Source organism: Pseudoalteromonas sp. S2755, assembly GCF_005886535.1.
In the GTDB taxonomy this organism is placed as follows: domain Bacteria; phylum Pseudomonadota; class Gammaproteobacteria; order Enterobacterales; family Alteromonadaceae; genus Pseudoalteromonas.
On record NZ_PNDS01000050.1, the window covers coordinates 29,885 to 51,009 of the forward strand.

Sequence of the window (21,125 nt, forward strand, 5' to 3'; positions counted from 1 at the left end):
CGTTGATTATAAAGCGTAATTTGCAGACCACTGTTCAAGCACGGTTTGGTAAGGCTTGATAAAATGCTCTTCGGCAAATCGACCTTGTGCAATCGCCAACTGGCTGCGCTCTTCGCGGTCATAAACAATTTGTGTTAGCGAGTGATCGGAGTTTTTCAAGTTTGGTTGATAGCACTTGCCCGCCACCGCATTGGCATTGTAAATCTCTGGGCGGTAGATCTTTTGGAATGTTTCCATAGTGCTGATGGTGCTGATTAATTCCAGATTGGTGTAGTCATTCAGTAAGTCACCAAAGAAGTAAAAAGCCAAAGGTGCAACACTATTTGGTGGCATAAAGTAGCGCACCTCTAAGCCCATCTTTTTGAAGTATTGCTCAGTTAATGATGACTCATTTGGTTGATATTCAAAGCCAAGCACAGGGTGCTGATTTTCAGTGCGGTGATAGGTTTTGTTATCCGATACACTTAGGCAAATCACTGGTGGTTTACTAAAGTGACTTTTGTAAGCTTCTGAATCGACAAAGTATTTAAATAGCTTACCGTGTAGGTCGCCAAAGTTAGCTGGGATGCTGAATTTAGGTTGATCTTTATTATGATCAAGTAATAGCACGCTAAAGTCGTAGTCACGTACGTAAGATGAGAAATTGTTACCAACAATTCCCTCAATGCGTTCATTGGTTTTGTGGTCAACAATATTGGTTTTTAACACCTCAATTGACGGGAAAGTTTGCCCACTGCCTGCAATATCCATATCAACTGAGACTATCTCAAGCTCAACAGAATAACGGTCACCTTTTGGGTTATCCCAGTTAGCCAATGCGTTAAAGCGATTATCAATCATCTTTAGGGCATTGCGTAAGTTTTGCTGGCGGCTTTCGCCTCTGGCTAAGTTAGCAAAGTTAGTGGTGATCCGCGTGCTGTTTGACGGATGGTAATTCTCGTCAAGACGAATGCTCTTAATAGTGAAAGTAAACTCGTTATTCATGTTCTTTAGGTATCCAATTCTAATGCTGACGTACTCGGCAATTACGTTTCACTGCGGTAAACAGATATCCTCGGGGACACAGTGAGAGTGCCGAACATTAAGTGATGTGAGATTTATACGTGGATCTCAAGATGAAGAAAAACGGTTTTATTTCACATAAAACATGAGTCTGATTCATGAGTTGCAAAAATAGATGCCGCTTATTGAGTCGTATATGCAGAAAATATGAGTAATTGTAGAATGAAATCCACTGGAAATCTGAAAGTCTAGACTGCTAAATGTCTAAGTTGCATTTGTTTCAAGTAAAACGTGAGGAATATTCAAGGCTTATCTAAGTCAAAAGCACCAATGGCAAAGCGTTATGTTGTTATACTCGCCAGCGCTTAGGTGACACAAAGGCTAAAAGCAACGCCGATATTGCTCACTTAGGTGTTTGCGCCTCAATGAAAAGAAGAGATAAGTGGAATGAGTGAGTTGATATTGTTGTTTGTGTATTGTGCACTACTCGGTAGTGTTGTCGGCTTTTTAGCCGGGTTGTTAGGTATTGGTGGTGGGCTGGTTATTGTTCCGGTGCTGAGCAGTATTTTATTGTACTTTAACGTGTTACCACCGGAGCAAGTGGTCATAGCCGCCGTGGCGACATCGTTGGCATCCATTTTATTTACTTCTACCTCATCGGCAATCGCGCATCATAAAAATGGTAATGTACCGTGGGATTTAGCGCCGTGGATAATGACGGGCGTTGCACTAGGCGCGCTGATCAGTGGTTTTTTGGCAGCGCTATTACCCGAAAACGCAGTGCGCATTGTATTTGCAGTAAGTGTGGTATTGATAGCAATAAAAATGTTTTATAGCAGCAAAAATGAGAGCACAACCCAAAGGCAGCTGCCAAATAAAGGCATACTTACGGTATTAACGACGATCACCGGTGGTTTATCTGCCATGATAGGCATTGGCGGTGGAGCGCTTTTGGTACCGCTGTTGACGTTTTTCTCTCTTGATATGAAAAAGGCCATAGGATGCGCTTCTGCATGTGGCATTGTTATCGCGCTTTTTGGTTCCGTTGGCTACATTAGCTCGGGCAGTGCGCACTTTGCACTTTCGGATGGTTTCGCCGGATTTGTTTATTTGCCAGCCCTGTTAGGAATTGTGTGCACGTCTTGGTTTACCGCTCCAATGGGGGCTAAAGCCACGCATCACTTGCCTGTTGCCACGATTAAAAAGGTATTTGCTGTGCTGCTGTTAGTGATGGCTGTGAATATGGCGGTGAATTAAAAAGCTAGCGCTGGTAATGAGTTCTTTTTTGGGTAAATTTCGAGTTTTGTTTTATTAAGCGCTATCAACCTTTGGCAAAAATTGAAATTAAAAGACTTATCAAAGAGATCCAACTCTTATTCCCTGAAGTTGTTCCTTTGCTGGCTGAGCATGAAAAGTGGGCAACAAGCTTTCGTATGGAAACGTTTGCAAACTTGACTACTCATGCCTTTAACAACGGTGAGTTAGAGGCCGCAGCGGCATATCTAGACTATATAAACAACAAGCTAACTAGCGCAAGTCCGCCATTGCGCAATTTTATTGATGCGTATTATGTAGAGCACCTCTTTTGGCGTGCAACACAACGAGGTATAGATTTAGGATGGCCGCTGCTCCCAACCAACTTAAAACAGTTTTATCTCGACTTTTATGGAAACATACCTACCCCGAGGACTTAATTCAAAGCTGGCGCAAGTTCAATTGAGTGGGTATATTCAATCGTGATCCACATATAGTCGAATACGCGGGTAAAGAGATGATAAGAGAGGTAACTCGGAATGATTTTGAGTCATTTTGGCCAACATTTTCAGAAGTGATCCAAGCACAAGAAACGTATGCATTTGACTCAAATATGAGTATGGAACAGGCATTTTTACTTTGGTGTGAAACGCCGCTCAAAGCTTTTGCATATGTTGAAAATGGGCAAGTACTTGGCAGCTATTATTTGCGACAAAATGCGATGGGTCCGAGTAGCCACATATGTAACTGTGGTTACATGGTGTCGAGTTTGGCTCGTGGTAAAGGAATTGCACGGCTGATGTGCGAACATTCCCAGCAGCAAGCGTTAGCACTGGGGTTCGAAGCCATGCAATTTAATAGTGTGGTATCGACCAATGAAGTGGCGATTAAACTTTGGCAAAAGCTTGGTTTTACCATTGTGGGCACCATTCCCAAGGCATACAAGCATCCTCGTCTGGGTTTGGTAGATAGCTTTGTTATGTATAAATGGTTAGCTGATTAAAGTGGACAGGCGCTAAACTAACGTGGCGAATGTTATTTTGCGCAGTCGATCAGTATTTTTTACTGCGCATAGTCTTAAGTAAAAAGCTGATAAGCCGCTTGACGTAGGGTGTGGATTTTTTTTGTTGGATGGGTCAAGGTCCATAAATCTGCATAGTGTTCACTCGCTGGTGCAAATTCAATTAAATTAGGAAAATGCCTTGCAATATACTGCGCCCCTCCGAGTGTATTGGCACGCTTCAATGCAAGCAGTAATTGAAAGCCATCCCAATTTTTCATGCCCACAACACCAAAGATTAGGTGCAATTAAAGTAAAGTGTATTTTGCGGTGTTCCGGAAGTGCTACAAGTCTTATAAGAATGTCCCACTTTCGATACACCATCAACGTAATGGTTGAAGGAACTTATATTTAACCTATTGTTTTTTATAGTTATATATTTTGGCATGTAAGTTGATTGACTCAACATGTATAAAAACAACAAGGATTAATTATGAAAAAGTTTGTCTTGTCTGCCATTACTTCTACCGTATTAATGTTGAATAGCGTGAATGTGCAAAGCTTTGAAGATGACCGAGTACAATTGTTAGAAGCTTACTTTACACACTGCGAACAAATAAAGTTATGTAATGGCAGTGTCTTAGTTGCAGAAAATGACTCCATACTTTTCCAAAAAACGATGGGAGAGGTTAGTCACGCTAGTGAAGAGCAGCTAAGGACTCAACATCAGTTTGATATTGGTTCTATTTCAAAGCAGTTTACTGCTATCGCGATCATGATGCTTAAAGAGCAAGGCAAACTGAAATTTGAAGATCCCGTTTATTTATATATTCCTAACTTTCCATATAAAGATATTAAAATCAATCAGCTATTAAACCACACCTCTGGTGTGCCAGATATGATGCCTTATATCTCGGACTTGTATCGTCAAGGAAAAGTGGGTTCCAGCCTTGATCAAAGTTTTTTATTGAGTGTGCTGCTGAGTGAGCAACCTGCATTGATGTTTAAACCGGGTGAGCAATTTAAATACAGTAATACTGGTTATGTTGTACTTGCAAAGGTCATTGAGTCAGTATCTAGATTGCCGTATAGCCAGTATCTTCAACAGCAAGTCTTTTCACCCCTTGGTATGCATTATACAGTTAGTCGAACCAAGTTGACGGAAAAGAAAATAACAACTCGTGCCTATGGATTTCGTCGTCACTTAAATGACAAGAAGCGCGCCTTTGATCAAATTCCTTTCTTTGATGTTGAGGGGATGGGCGGGATCTATTCAACGACTCAGGACTTGTATAAGTGGCACTTAGCGTTAAGCAATAATAAACTTATTTCGAAGGAAACTTGGCTACAAGCGCTGCAGCCGACTACAACATTAGACAACAACACCAAGCAGTACGGTTATGGGTTCATGTTAAAGGCTGATGCCTATGATAATCCAAAGTTTGGCCACAGTGGCCACTGGCGAGGTTTTAAGTCGATTTACAGCCATCAATTGGATGATAATAGAACGATTATTCTTTTAACAAATAATGGTCAAGATGACGTTGTTGATGAGAATGAAAAAGCGGTAGAAGCCATTTTAGCGATGAAACCATACCCTCAAGTGAAACAACCTATTTCAGCAGTTCTTTATAAGATCTTTACCCAAGAGGAACCAGCTGAGGCGAGACGTCAATATAATCGCCTCAAGACCGATAGGTATAACGATTATGACTTTTCAGAAGCGCAGTTGAATGACTTGGGTTATGCGCTTTTGGGAGAAGAGAAAAATGCCGCTGCTATTGCTGCATTTGAGCTAAACGTTGAAGCATTCCCAGGTTCAGCCAATGGGTTAGATAGTCTCGCAGAGGCACTGATTGCCGATAATCAACTAAAACGTGCAAAGGCGATTTTAAAACAGGCAATGCTACTTGACCCTAATCTCGAATCTGCAAAGAAGCAACTAGCGAGTCTAGAAACACCTGTGAGTTCGGAAAATTCGCTGTAGCAACCGTTGCCTTGGCCAAATTGCAGCTGCTGGGTGAGCTATCATGACTCAGCAGCTAAGCGCATCATTTTATAGTTTAGTGAGCTTCAAACTGAACGTGAGCTCATTCTGGCTAGAGGTTAGTTGCCAATTTGCTTTTTTAGCTATGGCTTTGATAATAAACAACCCTATACCGTGACTGGACTGTTGGAGTAGCTCTTCATTGATGGCGTTTTCAAAATGTAAATACTGCGAATGAACAGTGACTTTAAGTGGTGCAATACCATACTTATTAAAGTTAGTTTCTATTTGTTTGAGTAGTAAGGCTAATTCGGGTTTAGTTAGTTGTAAATAGTGTTCTGGAGCAAGGAGCTCAACTTGAATATCTGCATCACTGGTGTTTGCCCATTCTAGTAGCGTTTGGTTAATTTTCGTTTTAGAGGACACTGTGCAGTCTTGCGGTTGCCATAAATTCAGAATTGTGTCGCATAATTGAGTCGTATCGCGCTGAGCATGTTTTAGCGCATCTATTAGCGATAGGCTGGGTGGAGGTAACATATCAAGTTGGTCAAATCTTGCTAATTGATGTCCGATTAACGTGAGCGGTTGTCTGATCTCATGACTTAAAAAACTAGCAAATTCATATTCACGCTTCACTGCATTCTTTTGCTCTGTCACCGCATCAAGTATCGCTTGTTGAGCAAGGGCGAATTCACTAAAAATGATAGTATGGTGACTTGCTAGTTGCTCAACATTTGTTCTAAAGTGATGCGTTTGTTGCCTCACTTTTCGTAAAACAAAAAAGATGACTATGGCTAACACGCAGAGCATCATTGAAGTTACAGTGAATAATAGAGGTTTTATATCTAGGGATTGATGCTGTTCGAAACGATGCATCACATAGAATGCTGGGGCGTTATGTAGAGGGGGGAGTTTAAGATAATAGGTATCTAAGCCATTTTCACTGATCAGGGTCGGTTGTTCCCATGGAACGCGATGATTAAAGTTATTCTGTTCGCGTTCATTCAGGCTACCAAGCGTTTGAGTCACTGTTCGAAATCTAGTATCAATTTCTTGCTGTTGTATTTGAAACTCGTGCGCATCCTCATAAAGGTAAAACTCTGCGGTGTCATCTAGTCCAAACCAATAAACCACCATTGTGGTACTGAAAAAAATGAGACTAATAATTATAAATATCCCCACCAACCGATTAGTGAGATATGTTGTTAAGGATAGTGTGCTATTTTGCATCCAGCAGGACTCCAATCCCTTTTATGGTATGAAATAACTCCAATTCATCACCTTGACTGAGGTTTTTTCGTAATCGACTTAAAAGTGACTTATACATGTCAGGGGAAACGTCATCATGTTGCCAGACATGTTCTATTACAGTGTGTTTTGATACTGGGTTAGGGGAGTGCCGGATCAAAAGCTTCAATAAGCACCATTGTTGTGGTGACAATGTGATTGGCCTCAACGCGCGAGTTGCAATGTGGGCACTTAAGTCCACTGTGAGGGTATCAAGGTGAAATATTTCACTCGGTTGTGGGTGATGCTTTCGCCCAAGTAGTTTTAATCTTACGCTAAGCTCGGCAAGTTCGAAGGGCTTAGTGAGATAGTCAAGTGCACCAAGCTCAAACGCACGCAACTTTGCCTCTATACAGTGCTGCGCGGTTAGAAAGAGAATGGGAGTTTGTTTGTGGCTTATTGAAAACTCACGGGCAAGTTCAAAGCCGAAACCGTCTGGTAGTTCTAAGTCCAGTACAATTGCATCATATTGTTGTTCTGACGATATGACTTTAGCGCTAGAAATGCTGTCTGCATAATCAACCTCAATGCCTTCATCATTGAGGTAATTTGCGGTGATGGTAGCGAGCTGGCGATCATCTTCAACCAATAAAATAATCATAAAAACGCGGTTTTGTCTGTTGCTTCCTCTATGCTAGCGAACCTGAAATGTTTTAGCGACTAAAATATGAGAATGGTGGTTACCTTTTGGTTACCTAAGTATAGCTATACTAGGAGGACTTTTAGGAGAGCGATATGAACAAGCGAGATACGATGATCACATTTACCGCGATAGCTTTGAGCTGTGTATTAGCTGGGTGTGGAGAGAATAATACGCTAACAACTCAAATAGAACCTTCAGATCCCCAGTTTGCAGACAAAGTGTTTAGTAACGCTGCTATTTACACTGTTACACAATCCAAGCCTTGGGCCCAAGCCATGGCGGTCAAGGATGGTGAAATCGTTTATTTAGGTGATGAAAAAGGAGCCAAGTCCTATATTGGTAAAAAAACAAATGTGTATGATTTAGCAGGTAAGATGGTGCTTCCAGGCCTTCATGATGTCCATATCCACCCACTGGAATCAGCGTCAGATGCAACCCATTTTACAGCTGCGCAGTACGACACAATAGATGGTTATCAAGATGTACTTTATCAAGCTGCAAGCGAAAACCCTGATGCAGCTTGGTTGATCGGTTATGGTCATAATATAGATACCTTACTTGATCTCGATATATCGCCTAAAGCTTTAATTGATGAGGTAATCCCAGACCGACCAGTCATTATCATGGAGCAAACTTCACATTCAATGTGGGTAAACTCCAAAGCCCTCTCGTTGGCTAACATACATGCGAGCAGCCGTGATCCGATAGGGGGGGTTATTGGCCGAAATGATGTCGGAGAGTTGAATGGCATCTTGTATGACAACGCGGGCAATATTGCTATGGACCTTGCAATGCAATCTTTAGGGGATGAGCAGAGCCAAAACTATAATGGCTTTGTTGAATATACCCAGCCTATGCTTTTAAGCCACGGAATAACATCAATTAGTGATGCTCGCGTATATTGGCAACGCGGCCAATTAGATACTTGGCAAAAACTACAAGCGGATGGTGTCTTGAAGATGCGAGTCAGCTTGGGCTTATGGGCTTATCCTGAAGCAAGTGATGAAAGTCAAATTAGAGCGCTTAAATCGTTTTATAATACGACGCCAAATAGCTTACTAAAAATCGACCAAATAAAGTTTTACATGGATGGTATTTTGGTGAATACCACTGCGGCAATGAAAGAGCCTTATAAAGTAGATTGGCTTAAGCTCGATGGTAACCGTGGAGTGAATTATTTTACCCAAGCTCGGCTAGAGAAATATATAAAAGCATTGGAGCCTAGTGGCTTTGATTTTAATATTCATGCAATTGGCGACAGAGGAATACATGAAGCGTTAAATGCCATTGAGGCGGCCTCTAAAGGAACTGCTCGGCATCGCCTTACCCATGTAGAAGTGGTTGATCCTGAAGATTACAAGAGGTTTTCCGCGTTGGGTGTGATAGCAGATGCACAAGTCGCAGGAGAATTTACTCAACCGCATCATTGGCAAGAAATGCAGCCACTGTTAGGCCGCGAGCGGGCTGATCATTTGGTTCCAATTAAGAGCCTAAGTGAAAATGGTGCGATGCTCACGCTGAGCAGCGATTGGAATGTGAGTACGCTTAATCCTTTTATCGGTATCGCGAATGCAGTTACTCGACAGCCTGAAGCAATCTCATTAGAACAAGCAATTGCGGCCTACACAATAAATGCTGCGTACGCGATGCGACAAGAAGACATTGTTGGAAGCCTTGAGGTTGGAAAGCTTGCTGACTTTATTGTGTTAGACCAAAATCTATTCGATGTAACATTCGAAGAAATAAAAGCGACCAAGGTTACGCAAACGTGGATCCATGGAAATCAGGCTTTTTGACGTAAAGCTAATGGCTTGATTGTTCATAACCAGTCGAAAATCAGCAACAATGTAGTGCAGAATTTCGGATTGAAATGGGGGCTGCAACCCTTACTCTATGGTGTAACTCAAAGCGTTAAGGATTGTTATGACTTCACTTGCCAACATGCCATTTTCTTTGCTCGAATTAAGCCCGATGAAAGAGCAAGATACCGTTTCACAAACCCTCGCTAACAGCGTGGCTTATGCGCAAAAAGCGGATGAACTTGGCTTTAAACGCTTTTGGATGGCTGAGCATCATAATATGCGTGGTATTGTCTGCGCAGCAACCTCTGTATTGATAGGGCATATTGCTGGACACACTCGCAATATTCGGGTGGGGGCGGGTGGCGTGATGTTGCCAAACCATCCACCGTTAGTCGTCGCTGAGCAGTTTGGCACCTTAGAAAGCCTCTATCCTGGACGTATTGATTTGGGGTTAGGGCGAGCGCCTGGCAGCGATCCGATTACCAGCCGAGCACTGCGTCGCGATGACAGACGTGCAGAGCAATTTGACGACGAAGTCGCTGAATTACAGGCCTTGCTAGGGCCTTATGATGGTAAATCCTCGGTGCGTGCCATTCCGGGTGAAAATACTAAGGTACCAATCTGGTTGCTTGGTTCGAGTCTTTATAGTGCCCAACTTGCTGCAAAGCGAGGTTTACCTTATGCATTTGCGGGTCATTTTGCGCCACGATTCGTGCATGATGCTATCGCGCTTTATCGCCGCGATTTCCAACCATCAAAGGTGTTAGATAAACCTTATGTAATGCTTGGCTTACCGGTAGTTGCAGCCGACACCGACGAGCAAGCGCAGTATTTAGCTACCACGTCAAAGCAACGTATCCTAGCGTTGATGCGAGGTCAGGCGTTATGGTTAAAACCCCCTGTTGACTCGATGGAGGGTCTATGGAATGCCCAAGAGCAAATGCAAGTTGAAAGCTTTTTAGGTTTATCTGTGGTTGGAAGTCCCGCGACTGTATATCATAAACTCAGCATGATTAAACGTGAGCTAGCGGTCGATGAGTTTATTTTTACCAACGATTTATACGAGTTAAGCGATAGAAAACATGCACTTGAGATCTTGGCGAGCTTAACATCGTCTTAGTTGGTCCTCTACAAGTAGCTTGGGTTACAGCGCTGATTTTAAAAACGATTATAGATAGGCCGCGGCAGCGGCCTTGTCAGTTTCTATACAAAAGTATAAAAATCGTACCTTACATGATCACACAAGGAAGGTTAACCGCAATAGATGCGCAATCTATACGTGTTCCGGCAGCTTGAGGGCGGTTGTTTTGCTCTTTGTTCCCACCAGCGATATTTGGTGTTTGAGCAAGATTAAGCTGTAGTGATTGAGATGAAAGCGATTTCAAACTTGATTTCTTTATCGTTAATTTCATTACTTATTCCTTAGTTGTCAGTATTTTCTAATAATTTTTTACCCAGAGTTCCTGTAATGGGCAAGCGTACATTTTCATAATTTTAAAGTGATGTCAATTTTATGGGGTTATGTTTTTTTATTGTGATTTAATTGTTTTCTTTTGTGTTAGACATGTATGTGTTGAATAGCTCTGAACTTTTTAGGACACACACTATATAATATCCAAAAAAACAACAGTAAGGATAAGTGATGGATCAAGTTGTACGTGTCGGAGTTGGCGTGGTCTTAATACACGATAATAAAATTTTACTTGGTGAACGCATCGGTGCCCATGGCGAACATACTTGGGCAACGCCGGGGGGCCACTTAGAGTATGGAGAGGACATTGAGGCATGTGCAATAAGAGAGGTGCATGAAGAAACGGGGCTAGATGTTGTAAACGTTGAAAAGCTTGGCTTTACTAATGATTATTTTGCTGATGAGCAGAAACATTATGTCACTCTGTTTGTCATGGCAAGGTGCGATACTCACGATGCAGAAGTTAGAGAGCCAAATAAATGCAAACAATGGCAGTGGTTCTCGCTTGATGAATTGCCGCAACCGCTGTTTTTGCCTTTGGTGAACTTTTTGGAAGAAAACAGCACACTTTATCAAGGCTAAAATAGCAATTGGGGCATCGCATGGAAGAGATAGCCGTTAGGTATATTCACTTCATCGGTATTTTATTTTTGGCATCGACGCTCGCGATTGAAAACATGCTACTCTCCAAATCAATGAGTAGTCATAGCGTTAAGCGCTTAGTACTAATTGATGGCTTGTATGGCGTCAGTGCGCTTGTAACCCTTGGCGCAGGATTAACGCTATGGTTTGCAGTTGGCAAGCCCAGTGAGTTTTACGCCAAAACCCGATTTTCCATGCCAAAGTGGGACTATTTTTGTTAACCGCTTTGCTATCTATCATTCCGACTGTGTTTTTATTGAAGCACCTTAATACAACAGCAGCTAATTTGTCTGTGCCCCAACGCATCATCGTCATTAAAAGACTAGAAATACTGTTACTTTTAATTTTATCGCTACTTGCTGCGCTTATGGCAAGAGGCTATGGGATACTCTCATCATGAAACAAAATATTGTTAATATTGCGCTCGTCGTCAAAGACTACGATGAAGCCATCGACTTCTACGTCAATAAACTAGGTTTTGAATTAATAGAAGACACCTATCAACCCGAGCAAGATAAACGCTGGGTGGTGGTGGCACCGCCTAATTCCCATGGTACTGCGTTACTCCTTGCTAGAGCCTCTACGCCAGAGCAGCAGAAGTTTATTGGTGATCAAGCTGGCGGGCGAGTCTTTTTATTTTTAAATACCGATGATTTCTGGCGTGATTATAAGCGCATGAAGTCTATTGGTATTCAGTTTATTCGCGAGCCACAAGAGCAAGATTATGGCATGGTTGCTGTGTTTGAAGATCTCTATGGCAACCGCTGGGACTTATTGCAGTTAAATCCTGATCATCCGATGGCGAAGAGATGATCTCAAAGTTACCAAAGTTGGGAGCTGAGTTAAGCGAGCTGATTAAACAGGCTGGTGTATGCCAGCCTGTTTAAGTGCAGGTTATTTTTCTGCCGCAAGTCCAAATGCCTTTGCAACCCCCAGGGTTGGTAAAAACATATCTGAAAGCGTGATCTCTGCATCAATCCCATAGGTACTCATTAATTGTGCGTTACTGAGTACTTCCTCTGGGGATCCGGTGGCAACCAATTCGCCCTGTTGTAGCAGATATACCTTATCGGCAAAGCTTGCTGTGAGGGCTAAGTCATGTACCACTGCCACTACGCCCGCTCCCTGTTTAGCTATTTGCTGAGCCAGCTTCATGACTTGATACTGATGATATAAATCTAGGCTTGCGGTAGGCTCGTCAATCATCAGGTAGCAGGGGTTATTCGCATGTAAAGTGGGTAGCAGCTGGCAAAGTACCCGCGCAAACTGAACCCTTTGCTTTTCTCCCCCTGATAGCTGAGTAAAGCAGCGTGCCGCTAAATGCTCGACTGATAAAGTTTGCATCGCTTGCTGTGAATATTCACGAAGCGAGTTTGGTGTACACTCATGCTGATGTACATAATGCGACATATCCACTATCTCTTGCACGCTAAATGGAAACTCACAATCATATTGCTGCGTGAGTACGGCGCGGATATGAGAGAGTGCAACGGCATTTAAGTCTTGTACTCTTCGTTGATGGTAGGTGACATCACCCTGTGTTAGTGAGATATCACCGCACAGCGCCTTGAGTAGGGTAGACTTGCCAGCACCGTTGGGGCCAAGAACAACGGCAAACTCCCCCTGGCTGACCGAAAAATCAATGTCTTTGAGTAACAATTTTTGCCCCACTTGGACACTGAGACTATTCGCTTCTAGCATATTAAAGTTCCTTGATACGATATGTTTTCACCAGCATGATCAGGAAAAAAGGGCCACCTAAAGCGCTGGTGATAAGGCCTATCGGTAATTCTGACGGGAGAATGAGTGTGCGAGCGAGCAAGTCCGCCAAACACAGTAAAATTGCCCCACCCAACATCGAAGCAGGTAGCAAATAGCGGTGATCTGGGCCGATTAATAAGCGCACAATATGAGGAACAATAAAGCCGACGAAACCGATAATACCAGTTAGCGCAACCGCCGCACCGGTGCACAATGCAGTATAAGCAAACACTTTCTTTTTAAGGCGCACGACATCGACCCCGAGGTGTCTAGCTTGTTGCTCGCCAAGTAAATAGAGGTTGAGCGGTTGAGCTAAGCGGCTAAAACCAAAACAACATGCCAACATTAAACACAGCGATGGGATGATAGTTGTGAAACTATTACCTGCAAATGATCCCATGCTCCAAAAGGTTAGGTCGCGTAACTGTTGATCTGAGCTGATCAACGTCAGTATTCCGATGACTGCACCAACAATGGCGTTTACTGCAATACCTGCCAACAACAAACTGACAATTGTGAAGCGATTTCCTTGACTGGATAAACGGTAGATTAAACTGCACACACCAAGACAGCCCAGAAAAGCACCGATTGGCACCGCGTAAATTCCATAATAATCCGCAAAACCACTGAGTAACGTGGAGCCCAATACGATGGTACTAATTGCGCCAAGTGCGGCACCACTAGAGATCCCAATTAACCCTGGATCTGCCAGCGGGTTTCTAAAGATTGCTTGCATTGCGGCGCCGCATGCACCAAGTCCAGCACCCACTACAATTGCGAGCACCAATCTTGGTAATCTAATTTGCCAGATCACCGCATGTTCTAAGTTACTTGATTGACCTGCAAAGAGAATATCCATTAGGCGACTGTAGCTAATGCTCACCCCGCCGCTGGCAAGGCCAATGAGGCTCACCACGATACAGCTGATAATTAGTCCCAACAACATCCATTTTCTGGCAACTTCAGCGGGAATTAAAGATTGCTCGAGTGCTAGCATTACAGAGACTCATTTTTTGGTGCAGACTGGGCTGCTCTAAATCGGTAACCCTTGGGCAGTGTGGCGTTTGGGTGGAGTAAGGTAGCCAGCTCAACTACGGCTTGTGGCGTGCGTGGGCCCATACCAAGTAAGTACGTTCCATCGATAAGTATAACTCGGTTGTTTTTAACGGCGTTTGAGAACTTAAAGTGGGGAACTTGGCTTAAATCCGTCGCTTTTTGTTCTCCATGGCGGCCCATACTAATGATCACATCAGGATCCATGGCGATGGCCGCTTCGGTTGCGAGCGGCTTCCAACCGTCAAAATGCTGAGCTGCAACATTAACGCCGCCAGCTGCGTTGATAACCTCATCTGCAGAATTGCCAGCACCCGCAACAATTGGTTGGCCACTACGCAGGCTTAAAACAAATAATACCTTAGGTTTGTTGTTCACTTGCTGTAGGACATGCGTTAAGGCTTTTCTGTCGGCTTGAATATATTCGACTAGCGCTTGGCCTTTTTCTTTAACTGCCAGTAACTTGGCGATTGTTGTTATTTTTTCTTCGACGCCAGCAAGATCATCGTTATCGCTGAAAATATAGGTGGGTAATCCGGTGTCTTGAAGCTGTTTTAATACCTTATCAGGGCCTGTATCTGCTTCACCGAGTAATAAATCAGGATTAAGGGAAAGGATCCCTTCAACGTTGATTTTTCTTACGTAACCGATTTGTGGTTTATCGGTCGCAGCAACAGGGAAGACGCTAGTACTGTCTACGCCAACGATACGATTTTCCTCGCCAAGTGCATAAATAATTTCTGTGATAGAGCCACCAGAAACAACGATATTTTTGGCACCTTGATCGGCATAGGTAGGTTGTAGAAGAGAAGTGAGTAGTAGCAAACTAGAAGTTAGCAGTGTCGTAATTTGAGCTTTCATTACAGATCCAAACTTGTTAGTGTTTATTGCGAATAGTAACAGTTATCATTTGTCTTTATCAATATGAAATTAATTATCTGCATCACAGTCTCCGCTCTGCTGCATGGCTTGTGGTGGTTATTTCCTGCAAGCTCAGCACTGGTGTGGCACTCAGGCGTTGCTGCAAATGAAGTGAGTAAAGTCACCAAACCACTCATGATTTCGTTTGCGGCGCAACCTTCCCAAGAGCCGCCTCAAAAAGTGGAAGCAGAGCAAGCGCCATCTGATTTTAATGGCACTACGCACCTACTTAAAAAACCACAGAAGCAAGAGCAGAAAGCCAAGCCTGTACCCAAACCCAAGCAACAGACCAATGAGCGGCCACAACCTAAAAAGCTTAATAAAGCCACAGTGCCTGAGAATAAAAGGACTATTGAAGCAACGGAGCCTACCTCAACACGAGAAAATACGTCGCAGCAAGAAGAGACGCAAACAGCCTCAGCGAAGCACCTCAGTGAAGCAAATAGTACCGATGACTCTCCTGTTAAATTAGATGCTTTACCTTTATTCAAAGCACCAAGACCTGCGCTTAGCTACCCGTTACGTGCCAAGCGAAGAGGGCTTGAAGGCGTGACTATTTTTGAAATTGAGCTGGATCAAAAAGGTGAAATCGTGAAGTTAACTTTGGTTAAAAGCAGTGGCCATCAATCTTTGGACATAGCTGCTCGCAAGAACGTTGAGCAATGGCAATTTCACCCAGTTTTTCGTGACGGTAATGCTGTAAAAGCCTTGTTTACCGTACCCATTAAATTTTCCCTTTCTTAGAGAGTATTACTACGATGCAGTCCTGGTTTTCCCAACTTGGCCCAATGCAATGGCCATTTTTATGTTTGTCGGTTATTGCGCTTGCGGTGATTATAGAGCGTCTTTGGGTGCTTAGCCGCGCTTGGTTTACCGTCCTTGAAATCAAGCGTAAACCTCACTTTTTTCGTAGCAAAGCAGTCGGCGCTTTGCGGTTACAAGGGTATGTTTTTGAGTGGCGTAAGCGGTTAGTGATTTTAAGCATTATCGGCACGCTAAGCCCATTAATGGGACTCTTTGGCACTGTCTGGGGGCTGGTATTAATGTTTAAAACCATTGCCGAAACTCAGCAAGCTGTAACACCCGCGTTATTAGCGGATGGATTATGGGAAGCTATGTATTCAACTATGGCGGGACTGGCGATAGCCATGCCATGTTTACTTATTTATGGCGTTTTGCAAGCGATGGTTGAGCGTTTTCAAAGCGAGCTTGTGCTTTATATGAATACCCAATTTACCTTGGTGGAGGCAGATAATGCTTGAGCTGCCGACACCCAAACCTCAGCACTTAGGTGCTGATTTAACCGCGTTACTCGATGTGCTTTTTATCGTCCTTGTATTTTTGCTGCTCAGTGTGGCGGTAAAACTCAACGTCTTGGAGGTCAACTTACCAACAGCGGGAAAAAATGGTGAGGTTGTACTGGAAAAAACACCGAAGGTAGTGAGCATCATGTTCAATCATGATCAAATAGCCTATGCCTTAGACGAGCAGCCGTTTAGCGCGGAAAACACGCTGATACAAGCGCTTGGTCATTTAGACAAGTCAGAGGTGATTTATATCGCCGTGGATAAACAAGTACCCAGTGAAGCACTGGTATCACTTTTTGCACAGCTTAGTACACTCGAGATTCAAGTTGCGAACTTAATCGCCAAAAGCGAATAAAAATAATTACCATTTAGATTGGTGTGTGTTATATTGCGCCGCGACAATCGCATTTCATCTTGGATGAGCCTGTTTAGATAAGACAGGACTAGGGAAGATCAGGGGCAAAGTTGAAGTGCGTGTAAAAAATAACGACACTCGGAGTATTCTTATGCGTTTATCTAAATTAACCCTTTTCATCGCGCTTGCCACTTCTGCCACCTGGGTACAAGCTGCTTCTTCTTCCAATGAGGATGTTTCTCAGTCGACAGTGGTAAAAACAGACTTAGATGCAGTGACTGTCACGGCAACGCGTACCGCAAAAACCGCATTGCAATCGGCACAAGCGGTGAATGTGATTTCGTCGGAGCAAATAGAGCGCAAATTAGATAGCAGTGTATTTGAGACCTTAGATACCATTCCTAATGTTTCTGCCAGTGGTGGGCCAAGAGCGGCTGGACATAAGTTCAATATTCGTGGCTTTAGTGACGCGGAAGACGTGATGGTGACGATTGATGGCATGCTGCAAACCTTTGAAAAATATCGCATGGGTAGCCTGTTCACTGATCCGGAATTATATCGCTCAATAAGCATTAAACGAGGCACGAGTACTGTGCTGCATGGGGGCGGTGCACTTGGTGGTGTTGTTCAGTTTGAGCTAAAAGACGCCGCTGATTTTTTACAGGATGGTGAAGTCGCTGGCGCTAAAATTAAACTCGGTTATGACAGCAACAATGCTCAGAAAAATGCTTCGGTGATAGCTTTTGCAAGGCCGAATGATTCGCTCGACTTACTAGCTGGTGTGGTAAAGCGCGACAGTGATGATTGGGAGCTTTCTAATGATGAAACTTTGGACAACTCGGCAATCGAAAATAGCTCTGTTCTATTAAAAGGGGAATATTTCTTAAGTGATGATGCCATTGTGGGGGCAAGCTACACCGAAACCACAGATAACCAGCGAACCGAGTTTAATACAACAGATCCGGGCGCATGGGGGACGGTGTACCGTGAAGTTGAGCAGTCCGTTACTAATCTGAGTTATGAACTCAACCCAGCGAATAATCCTTATCTAAACCTAAGCGCTAAGGCCGGTTATACCAGCAGTCAAGTGACTGAATCTGATGGTGTCGGCATGCTTGAGGACTACATCGGTATTGAATCAAACTATGAATACAACATCACTACTCTGGATGTAATGAATACTAGCGTATTGGACTCACATACTTTGACCTATGGCGTGCAATATACCGACAAAGAGCGTATTGGTGAAAAGACCGCATTACCTTGCTTAAAAGTTAACTACGAGACCTATGCTTGTGAGCAATATGGCTCGACTCCAACCACCGCTGAGATGACATCCCAACCGGGTGGTACACAAAAGCGCTCCGGTGTGTATATCCAAGATGAATTCACTTGGCAGCAACTTACTGTGATCGCAGGACTTCGCTATGAACGCTATAGCACTTCACCAACGGCTAAATTCCAACAGATGTTTGCAGCACTAGATAGTAAAGTGACACACAGTGATTGGGCGGGGGCTTTGAGCGTAAACTATCAACTGACGCCACAGTGGGCGGTGTTTGCAAACCGCCAAGAAGGTTTCCGTGCACCACTCATTGACGAGTTGTACGATCAATATGGTGGCAGACAACCGGGATTAGCGTTAGACGTAGAATATAGCAACAATACCGAAGTTGGCGTGACCTATCAGGCAAATAACATACTCACTGACAATGACACATTAACAGCACGTTTTATCTATTTCGATATCTCGGTAGACGATGAAATCACGTCGGTCACCAGCAATTTGACCAATCCCGTACCTGCACCGCGTTATGCGAATCGCGCTAGCAATGATAGAGATGGCATTGAGCTGGAAGTAAACTTTGCAACACCACGTTTTTACAGCAACTTTTCTTACAGTGACATAGACGGTAAAGATCAAGACAATAAGCCTTTGTGGTATTTGCCTGCAGACAAAATGGCTTTGGATTTAGGCGCCTCGTTATTTGATCAAGCCGTTCAAGTTGGTGCACAAATAGTAAGGCGTGGCGAGCGTGATGTGCAGGTGATGGACCGCGCAACAAGACAATATTCAACGCAAACACAAAAAAGCTACACCCTGACCGATTTATATGCGAGTTGGGATATTAATGCTGCCTTTAATCTAAGAGTTGCTGTCGATAATGTCTTTAACAAAGAATACAAACTAATGGCTGGTACCGGTGGTGGAATAGGCGATTACGGTTTTGGCCGCAACATTAAAACCCAGATCAGCTGGCGTTTTTAAGGAGAGATCATGAAGCAATTAATTCAAGACTATAAAACCTTGTTAGCGGGTGAGCCAAGGACACGGCCCGTTGATGCTGCAATGCAACTGGGCGTGAGTGAGGCTGAATTATTAAATGCCCAACTCGAAGAGGCGGTGACAGCCACGGTAACGCGCTTAGATGAAACGCAGATTGCCGATATCCTCAAAAGCCTGAAAAAACTGGGTAAAGTGATGGCGCTGACGCGTAACGGCAGCGTGGTAAATGAAATTAAAGGGTTATACGAAAAGCTCTATGTTTCAGACAATAATGGCAAACTGAGTGGTATTGCAATCAATCCCGGCGGTATCGACTTGCGGTTATTTTTGTATCGTTGGCAAAGCGTATTCTTAGTTGAAACCGAAAGTCACACGAGCTTTCAATTTTTTGATGAAAACGGCCGTGCGGTACATAAGGTTTATACCACGGCTGAGTCGGACTTTAACGAATTGGTGAATATAAAAGCGCGCTACCAACTAACATCACAGCGCCCATTTAGCGTGAAGCCATTTGAACTTGTGGAGCCTGTAATTACCTCGCCTAGCGCTGATCAACTAGATAGCTTTAGATGTCAGTGGGGAGAGCTTGAAGATGTGCACCATTTTCCAAAGCTATTAGATACATACAACCTTGAACGTTTGCAGGCTCTCGAACTTGTCGGCTCACCATGGAGCTTTGAGCTACAGAGCTTTGAACTTGCTGATATTTTTCAGCAAGCAAAAACGTTTAAGCAAGAGATTATGGTATTTGTCGGCAACCCAGGTGCGGTACAGATTTTCTCGGGGAAGGTTGAAAACCTCAAGCAAGTTGGCCCTTGGTTTAACGTCTTAGATCCTGAGTTTAACCTACATATAAAAGCAGACGATTTGACCCGCGCATTCGTGGTGAGAAAACCCACGGATAACGGCAATACGGTGGTCACCTCTATTGAGTTTTTTGATGCCAATCGCGAGACTGTACTAACGCTATTTGGCCGCCGCATTGAAGGCAAAAAGCAAACCAGCGAATGGCAAGCCCTCTGTGAGCGATTGATCCATAAAGGACAGGTTGCGGCGTGATACCTGAGCTATAGAAAAGTTATCTTTTACAACCAGCTATCTTAAAAAGGGCTCAATAAACGAGCCCTTTGATTTTCTAGTGCCAAACTTGGACACTGAAATCATGCATAAGTAAATTGCTTCCTAGCTCCGTTTTAAAACGGGCAACACCTCTGCTATTTCGTTATCTAACATTTCCAGCACACTAGCGAAGCTATGCCTAGGCTGCCAATCTAACTTGTTTTGTGCCGAAGAGGAATCATACACACGGTCCAAGCTCGCTGGCAATGGCCACCCTCTTTGCTCAAAATTTGCTGCTATCTCAGGGCACTTTTCCTTAATAACTGCACTTGCATTGTGATAAAGATGTTCGCAGTCATTGAGGCTAAATGGTGTAAAACCAGAGATAATAAAACGATTAAAACCGCGTAAGCGCTTAACTATGGCGCATGAATGCGCATTTGCGACATCACGAACATCTATACCTCGAGTAAGGCGGTATATTGCCATCAAATCTGCGGGCTCTGGAAAACATCGAGACATTTGTAATACTGTAACCGGAAGATTGAAAAGGTTTGAAATTTCATTCAATTTGTTTTCCGCAAGTATTTTACTTTTATGGTAGATAGACTTGGGTTTAGGCTCGACCTGCTCCGTTATCCAACTAGCAAAACCTTCAGAAGATGAAGCGTAACCATAAAGTGCGGTTGTACTGGTAAAGACAAAGTGCTTAATTCCTGCTTTGATCCCATTTAAAGCAAGCTGTTCGGTTGCATCGACATTGATAGCTAAAAACTCCTCATCAGCTATTAACCCAACATGTGGCGCATGAAGTGCAGCGGTATGCACAACAGCATCCACGCCTTCGAGGGCTTTAGAAATTAACTCGCCATCGCAAATGTCACCGATAAAGTCTACCGTTGAGCAGGGCGTTTTATCCAAACCTACTACGTCATGATTCTTCATCAATTTGATGTAAATAGCACGCCCGACTCGCCCAGCAGAGCCTGTTACCAATATTCTCATTTTGTGTGCCTTTTACTATTTGAAATTCAAAACAGTCCGGCAGAATAAATTAAATCGCTGACACCCACCACTAATTTGCACCTTCCTAAGATACCGCCCGCTCATAAATCGCTGACACCCACTACTAATTTGCACTTTCTAAAGATACTGCCTAAGCTTTAATTCTGTACTCAAAGGACTGAGGAAACTGAACTATGGCAACTGCCCGTAAAAGACAAATCAGTTTAACCGACACCAAATACTATCACTGTATCTCCCGTTGCGTAAGGCGCGCGTTTCTATGCGGTGA

22 protein-coding genes and 2 pseudogenes are annotated in these 21,125 nt (G+C 43.5%); 15 read left to right on the plus strand and 9 right to left on the minus strand.

Annotated features, from left to right (window positions below; all coding sequences use genetic code 11):
• Window positions 1–6: 6 nt before the first annotated feature.
• Complete coding sequence (locus tag CWC03_RS10060) at window positions 7–984, minus strand: DUF1852 domain-containing protein (RefSeq protein WP_138581810.1); 978 nt, start codon at window positions 982–984, stop codon at window positions 7–9.
• 465 nt (window positions 985–1,449) lie between these two features.
• Here CWC03_RS10060 and CWC03_RS10065 point away from each other — a divergent pair, with 465 nt between their 5' ends.
• The 3 genes from CWC03_RS10065 to CWC03_RS10075 all read left to right on the plus strand — a co-directional run bounded on the left by CWC03_RS10065 (window position 1,450) and on the right by CWC03_RS10075 (window position 3,259).
• Window positions 1,450–2,259, plus strand: coding sequence for a sulfite exporter TauE/SafE family protein (locus CWC03_RS10065; protein WP_099029914.1), 810 nt, complete (start codon window positions 1,450–1,452; stop codon window positions 2,257–2,259).
• Window positions 2,260–2,330: 71 nt separating this feature from the next.
• Window positions 2,331–2,696: a DUF7674 family protein gene (locus CWC03_RS10070; RefSeq protein ID WP_171040229.1), complete on the plus strand. Its 366-nt coding sequence runs from the start codon at window positions 2,331–2,333 to the stop codon at window positions 2,694–2,696.
• 77 nt (window positions 2,697–2,773) lie between these two features.
• The gene (locus tag CWC03_RS10075; RefSeq protein WP_138581829.1) at window positions 2,774–3,259 is read left to right on the plus strand and encodes a GNAT family N-acetyltransferase; all 486 of its coding nucleotides are present in this window, start codon (window positions 2,774–2,776) and stop codon (window positions 3,257–3,259) included.
• Between the two features lie 74 nt (window positions 3,260–3,333).
• On the opposite strand, the gene CWC03_RS10080 is transcribed toward CWC03_RS10075, so the two are convergent.
• Complete coding sequence (locus tag CWC03_RS10080) at window positions 3,334–3,537, minus strand: hypothetical protein (protein ID WP_249313998.1); 204 nt, start codon at window positions 3,535–3,537, stop codon at window positions 3,334–3,336.
• A gap of 212 nt (window positions 3,538–3,749) precedes the next feature.
• On the opposite strand from CWC03_RS10080, the gene CWC03_RS10085 reads away from it, so the two are divergent.
• Window positions 3,750–5,243, plus strand: coding sequence for a serine hydrolase (locus CWC03_RS10085; protein ID WP_138581811.1), 1,494 nt, complete (start codon window positions 3,750–3,752; stop codon window positions 5,241–5,243).
• Window positions 5,244–5,312: 69 nt separating this feature from the next.
• Here CWC03_RS10085 and CWC03_RS10090 read toward each other — a convergent pair whose 3' ends face one another.
• Both CWC03_RS10090 and CWC03_RS10095 read right to left on the minus strand, forming a co-directional pair.
• Window positions 5,313–6,380 carry an ATP-binding protein gene (locus tag CWC03_RS10090; RefSeq protein WP_138581812.1) on the minus strand — a complete coding sequence of 356 codons (1,068 nt, stop codon included), beginning with the start codon at window positions 6,378–6,380 and terminating at the stop codon, window positions 5,313–5,315.
• Between the two features lie 82 nt (window positions 6,381–6,462).
• On the minus strand, window positions 6,463–7,131 hold the full coding sequence (locus tag CWC03_RS10095) for a response regulator transcription factor (RefSeq protein WP_138581813.1): 669 nt from the start codon (window positions 7,129–7,131) through the stop codon (window positions 6,463–6,465).
• A gap of 134 nt (window positions 7,132–7,265) precedes the next feature.
• On the opposite strand from CWC03_RS10095, the gene CWC03_RS10100 reads away from it, so the two are divergent.
• Window positions 7,266–8,969, plus strand: a complete 1,704-nt coding sequence (locus CWC03_RS10100) for an amidohydrolase (protein WP_138581814.1) — start codon at window positions 7,266–7,268, stop codon at window positions 8,967–8,969.
• Window positions 8,970–9,096: 127 nt separating this feature from the next.
• A complete protein-coding gene (locus tag CWC03_RS10105; protein WP_138581815.1) occupies window positions 9,097–10,095 on the plus strand; it encodes an LLM class flavin-dependent oxidoreductase in 999 nt (332 codons plus the stop codon).
• 109 nt (window positions 10,096–10,204) lie between these two features.
• Here the strand turns inward: CWC03_RS10105 and CWC03_RS10110 are convergent, their stop codons facing one another.
• The gene (locus CWC03_RS10110; protein WP_128727510.1) at window positions 10,205–10,387 is read right to left on the minus strand and encodes a hypothetical protein; all 183 of its coding nucleotides are present in this window, start codon (window positions 10,385–10,387) and stop codon (window positions 10,205–10,207) included.
• Window positions 10,388–10,617: 230 nt separating this feature from the next.
• Between CWC03_RS10110 and CWC03_RS10115 the strand changes: the two genes are divergently transcribed.
• The 3 genes and pseudogenes from CWC03_RS10115 to CWC03_RS10125 all read left to right on the plus strand — a co-directional run bounded on the left by CWC03_RS10115 (window position 10,618) and on the right by CWC03_RS10125 (window position 11,901).
• Window positions 10,618–11,028, plus strand: a complete 411-nt coding sequence (locus tag CWC03_RS10115) for a nucleotide triphosphate diphosphatase NUDT15 (RefSeq protein WP_138581816.1) — start codon at window positions 10,618–10,620, stop codon at window positions 11,026–11,028.
• A 20-nt stretch (window positions 11,029–11,048) separates the two neighbouring features.
• Window positions 11,049–11,488, plus strand: a pseudogene (locus CWC03_RS10120) (DUF2214 family protein).
• Window positions 11,485–11,901: a VOC family protein gene (locus CWC03_RS10125; RefSeq protein WP_138581817.1), complete on the plus strand. Its 417-nt coding sequence runs from the start codon at window positions 11,485–11,487 to the stop codon at window positions 11,899–11,901. The pseudogene CWC03_RS10120 and the gene CWC03_RS10125 overlap by 4 nt, the downstream one beginning before the upstream one ends.
• Before the next feature lie 81 nt (window positions 11,902–11,982).
• Here the strand turns inward: CWC03_RS10125 and CWC03_RS10130 are convergent, their stop codons facing one another.
• The 3 genes from CWC03_RS10130 to CWC03_RS10140 are packed head-to-tail and all read right to left on the minus strand — an operon-like array spanning window position 11,983 to window position 14,763.
• Entirely contained in the window at window positions 11,983–12,789 is an 807-nt protein-coding gene (locus CWC03_RS10130; RefSeq protein ID WP_138581818.1) for a heme ABC transporter ATP-binding protein, read from the minus strand.
• Between the two features lies 1 nt (window position 12,790).
• Entirely contained in the window at window positions 12,791–13,846 is a 1,056-nt protein-coding gene (locus tag CWC03_RS10135; RefSeq protein WP_138581819.1) for a FecCD family ABC transporter permease, read from the minus strand.
• The gene (locus tag CWC03_RS10140; protein ID WP_138581820.1) at window positions 13,846–14,763 is read right to left on the minus strand and encodes a heme/hemin ABC transporter substrate-binding protein; all 918 of its coding nucleotides are present in this window, start codon (window positions 14,761–14,763) and stop codon (window positions 13,846–13,848) included. Before CWC03_RS10140 ends, CWC03_RS10135 begins: the two co-directional genes overlap by 1 nt.
• Window positions 14,764–14,826: 63 nt before the next feature.
• On the opposite strand from CWC03_RS10140, the gene CWC03_RS10145 reads away from it, so the two are divergent.
• From CWC03_RS10145 to CWC03_RS10165, 5 genes are all read left to right on the plus strand, one after another.
• A complete protein-coding gene (locus tag CWC03_RS10145; protein ID WP_138581821.1) occupies window positions 14,827–15,567 on the plus strand; it encodes an energy transducer TonB in 741 nt (246 codons plus the stop codon).
• A 14-nt stretch (window positions 15,568–15,581) separates the two neighbouring features.
• Window positions 15,582–16,085 (plus strand): MotA/TolQ/ExbB proton channel family protein, encoded by a 504-nt coding sequence (locus tag CWC03_RS10150; RefSeq protein ID WP_045963679.1) that lies wholly within the window; start codon window positions 15,582–15,584, stop codon window positions 16,083–16,085.
• Window positions 16,078–16,485, plus strand: a complete 408-nt coding sequence (locus CWC03_RS10155) for a biopolymer transporter ExbD (protein WP_138581822.1) — start codon at window positions 16,078–16,080, stop codon at window positions 16,483–16,485. Before CWC03_RS10150 ends, CWC03_RS10155 begins: the two co-directional genes overlap by 8 nt.
• Before the next feature lie 151 nt (window positions 16,486–16,636).
• Window positions 16,637–18,754, plus strand: coding sequence for a TonB-dependent receptor domain-containing protein (locus tag CWC03_RS10160; RefSeq protein WP_138581823.1), 2,118 nt, complete (start codon window positions 16,637–16,639; stop codon window positions 18,752–18,754).
• A 9-nt stretch (window positions 18,755–18,763) separates the two neighbouring features.
• Entirely contained in the window at window positions 18,764–19,831 is a 1,068-nt protein-coding gene (locus tag CWC03_RS10165; protein WP_138581824.1) for a ChuX/HutX family heme-like substrate-binding protein, read from the plus strand.
• A 123-nt stretch (window positions 19,832–19,954) separates the two neighbouring features.
• On the opposite strand, the gene CWC03_RS10170 is transcribed toward CWC03_RS10165, so the two are convergent.
• Window positions 19,955–20,836 (minus strand): NAD-dependent epimerase/dehydratase family protein, encoded by an 882-nt coding sequence (locus tag CWC03_RS10170; protein ID WP_138581825.1) that lies wholly within the window; start codon window positions 20,834–20,836, stop codon window positions 19,955–19,957.
• 194 nt (window positions 20,837–21,030) lie between these two features.
• On the opposite strand from CWC03_RS10170, the pseudogene CWC03_RS10175 reads away from it, so the two are divergent.
• Window positions 21,031–21,125 (plus strand): annotated as a pseudogene (locus CWC03_RS10175) (Mobile element protein); the annotation flags it as partial.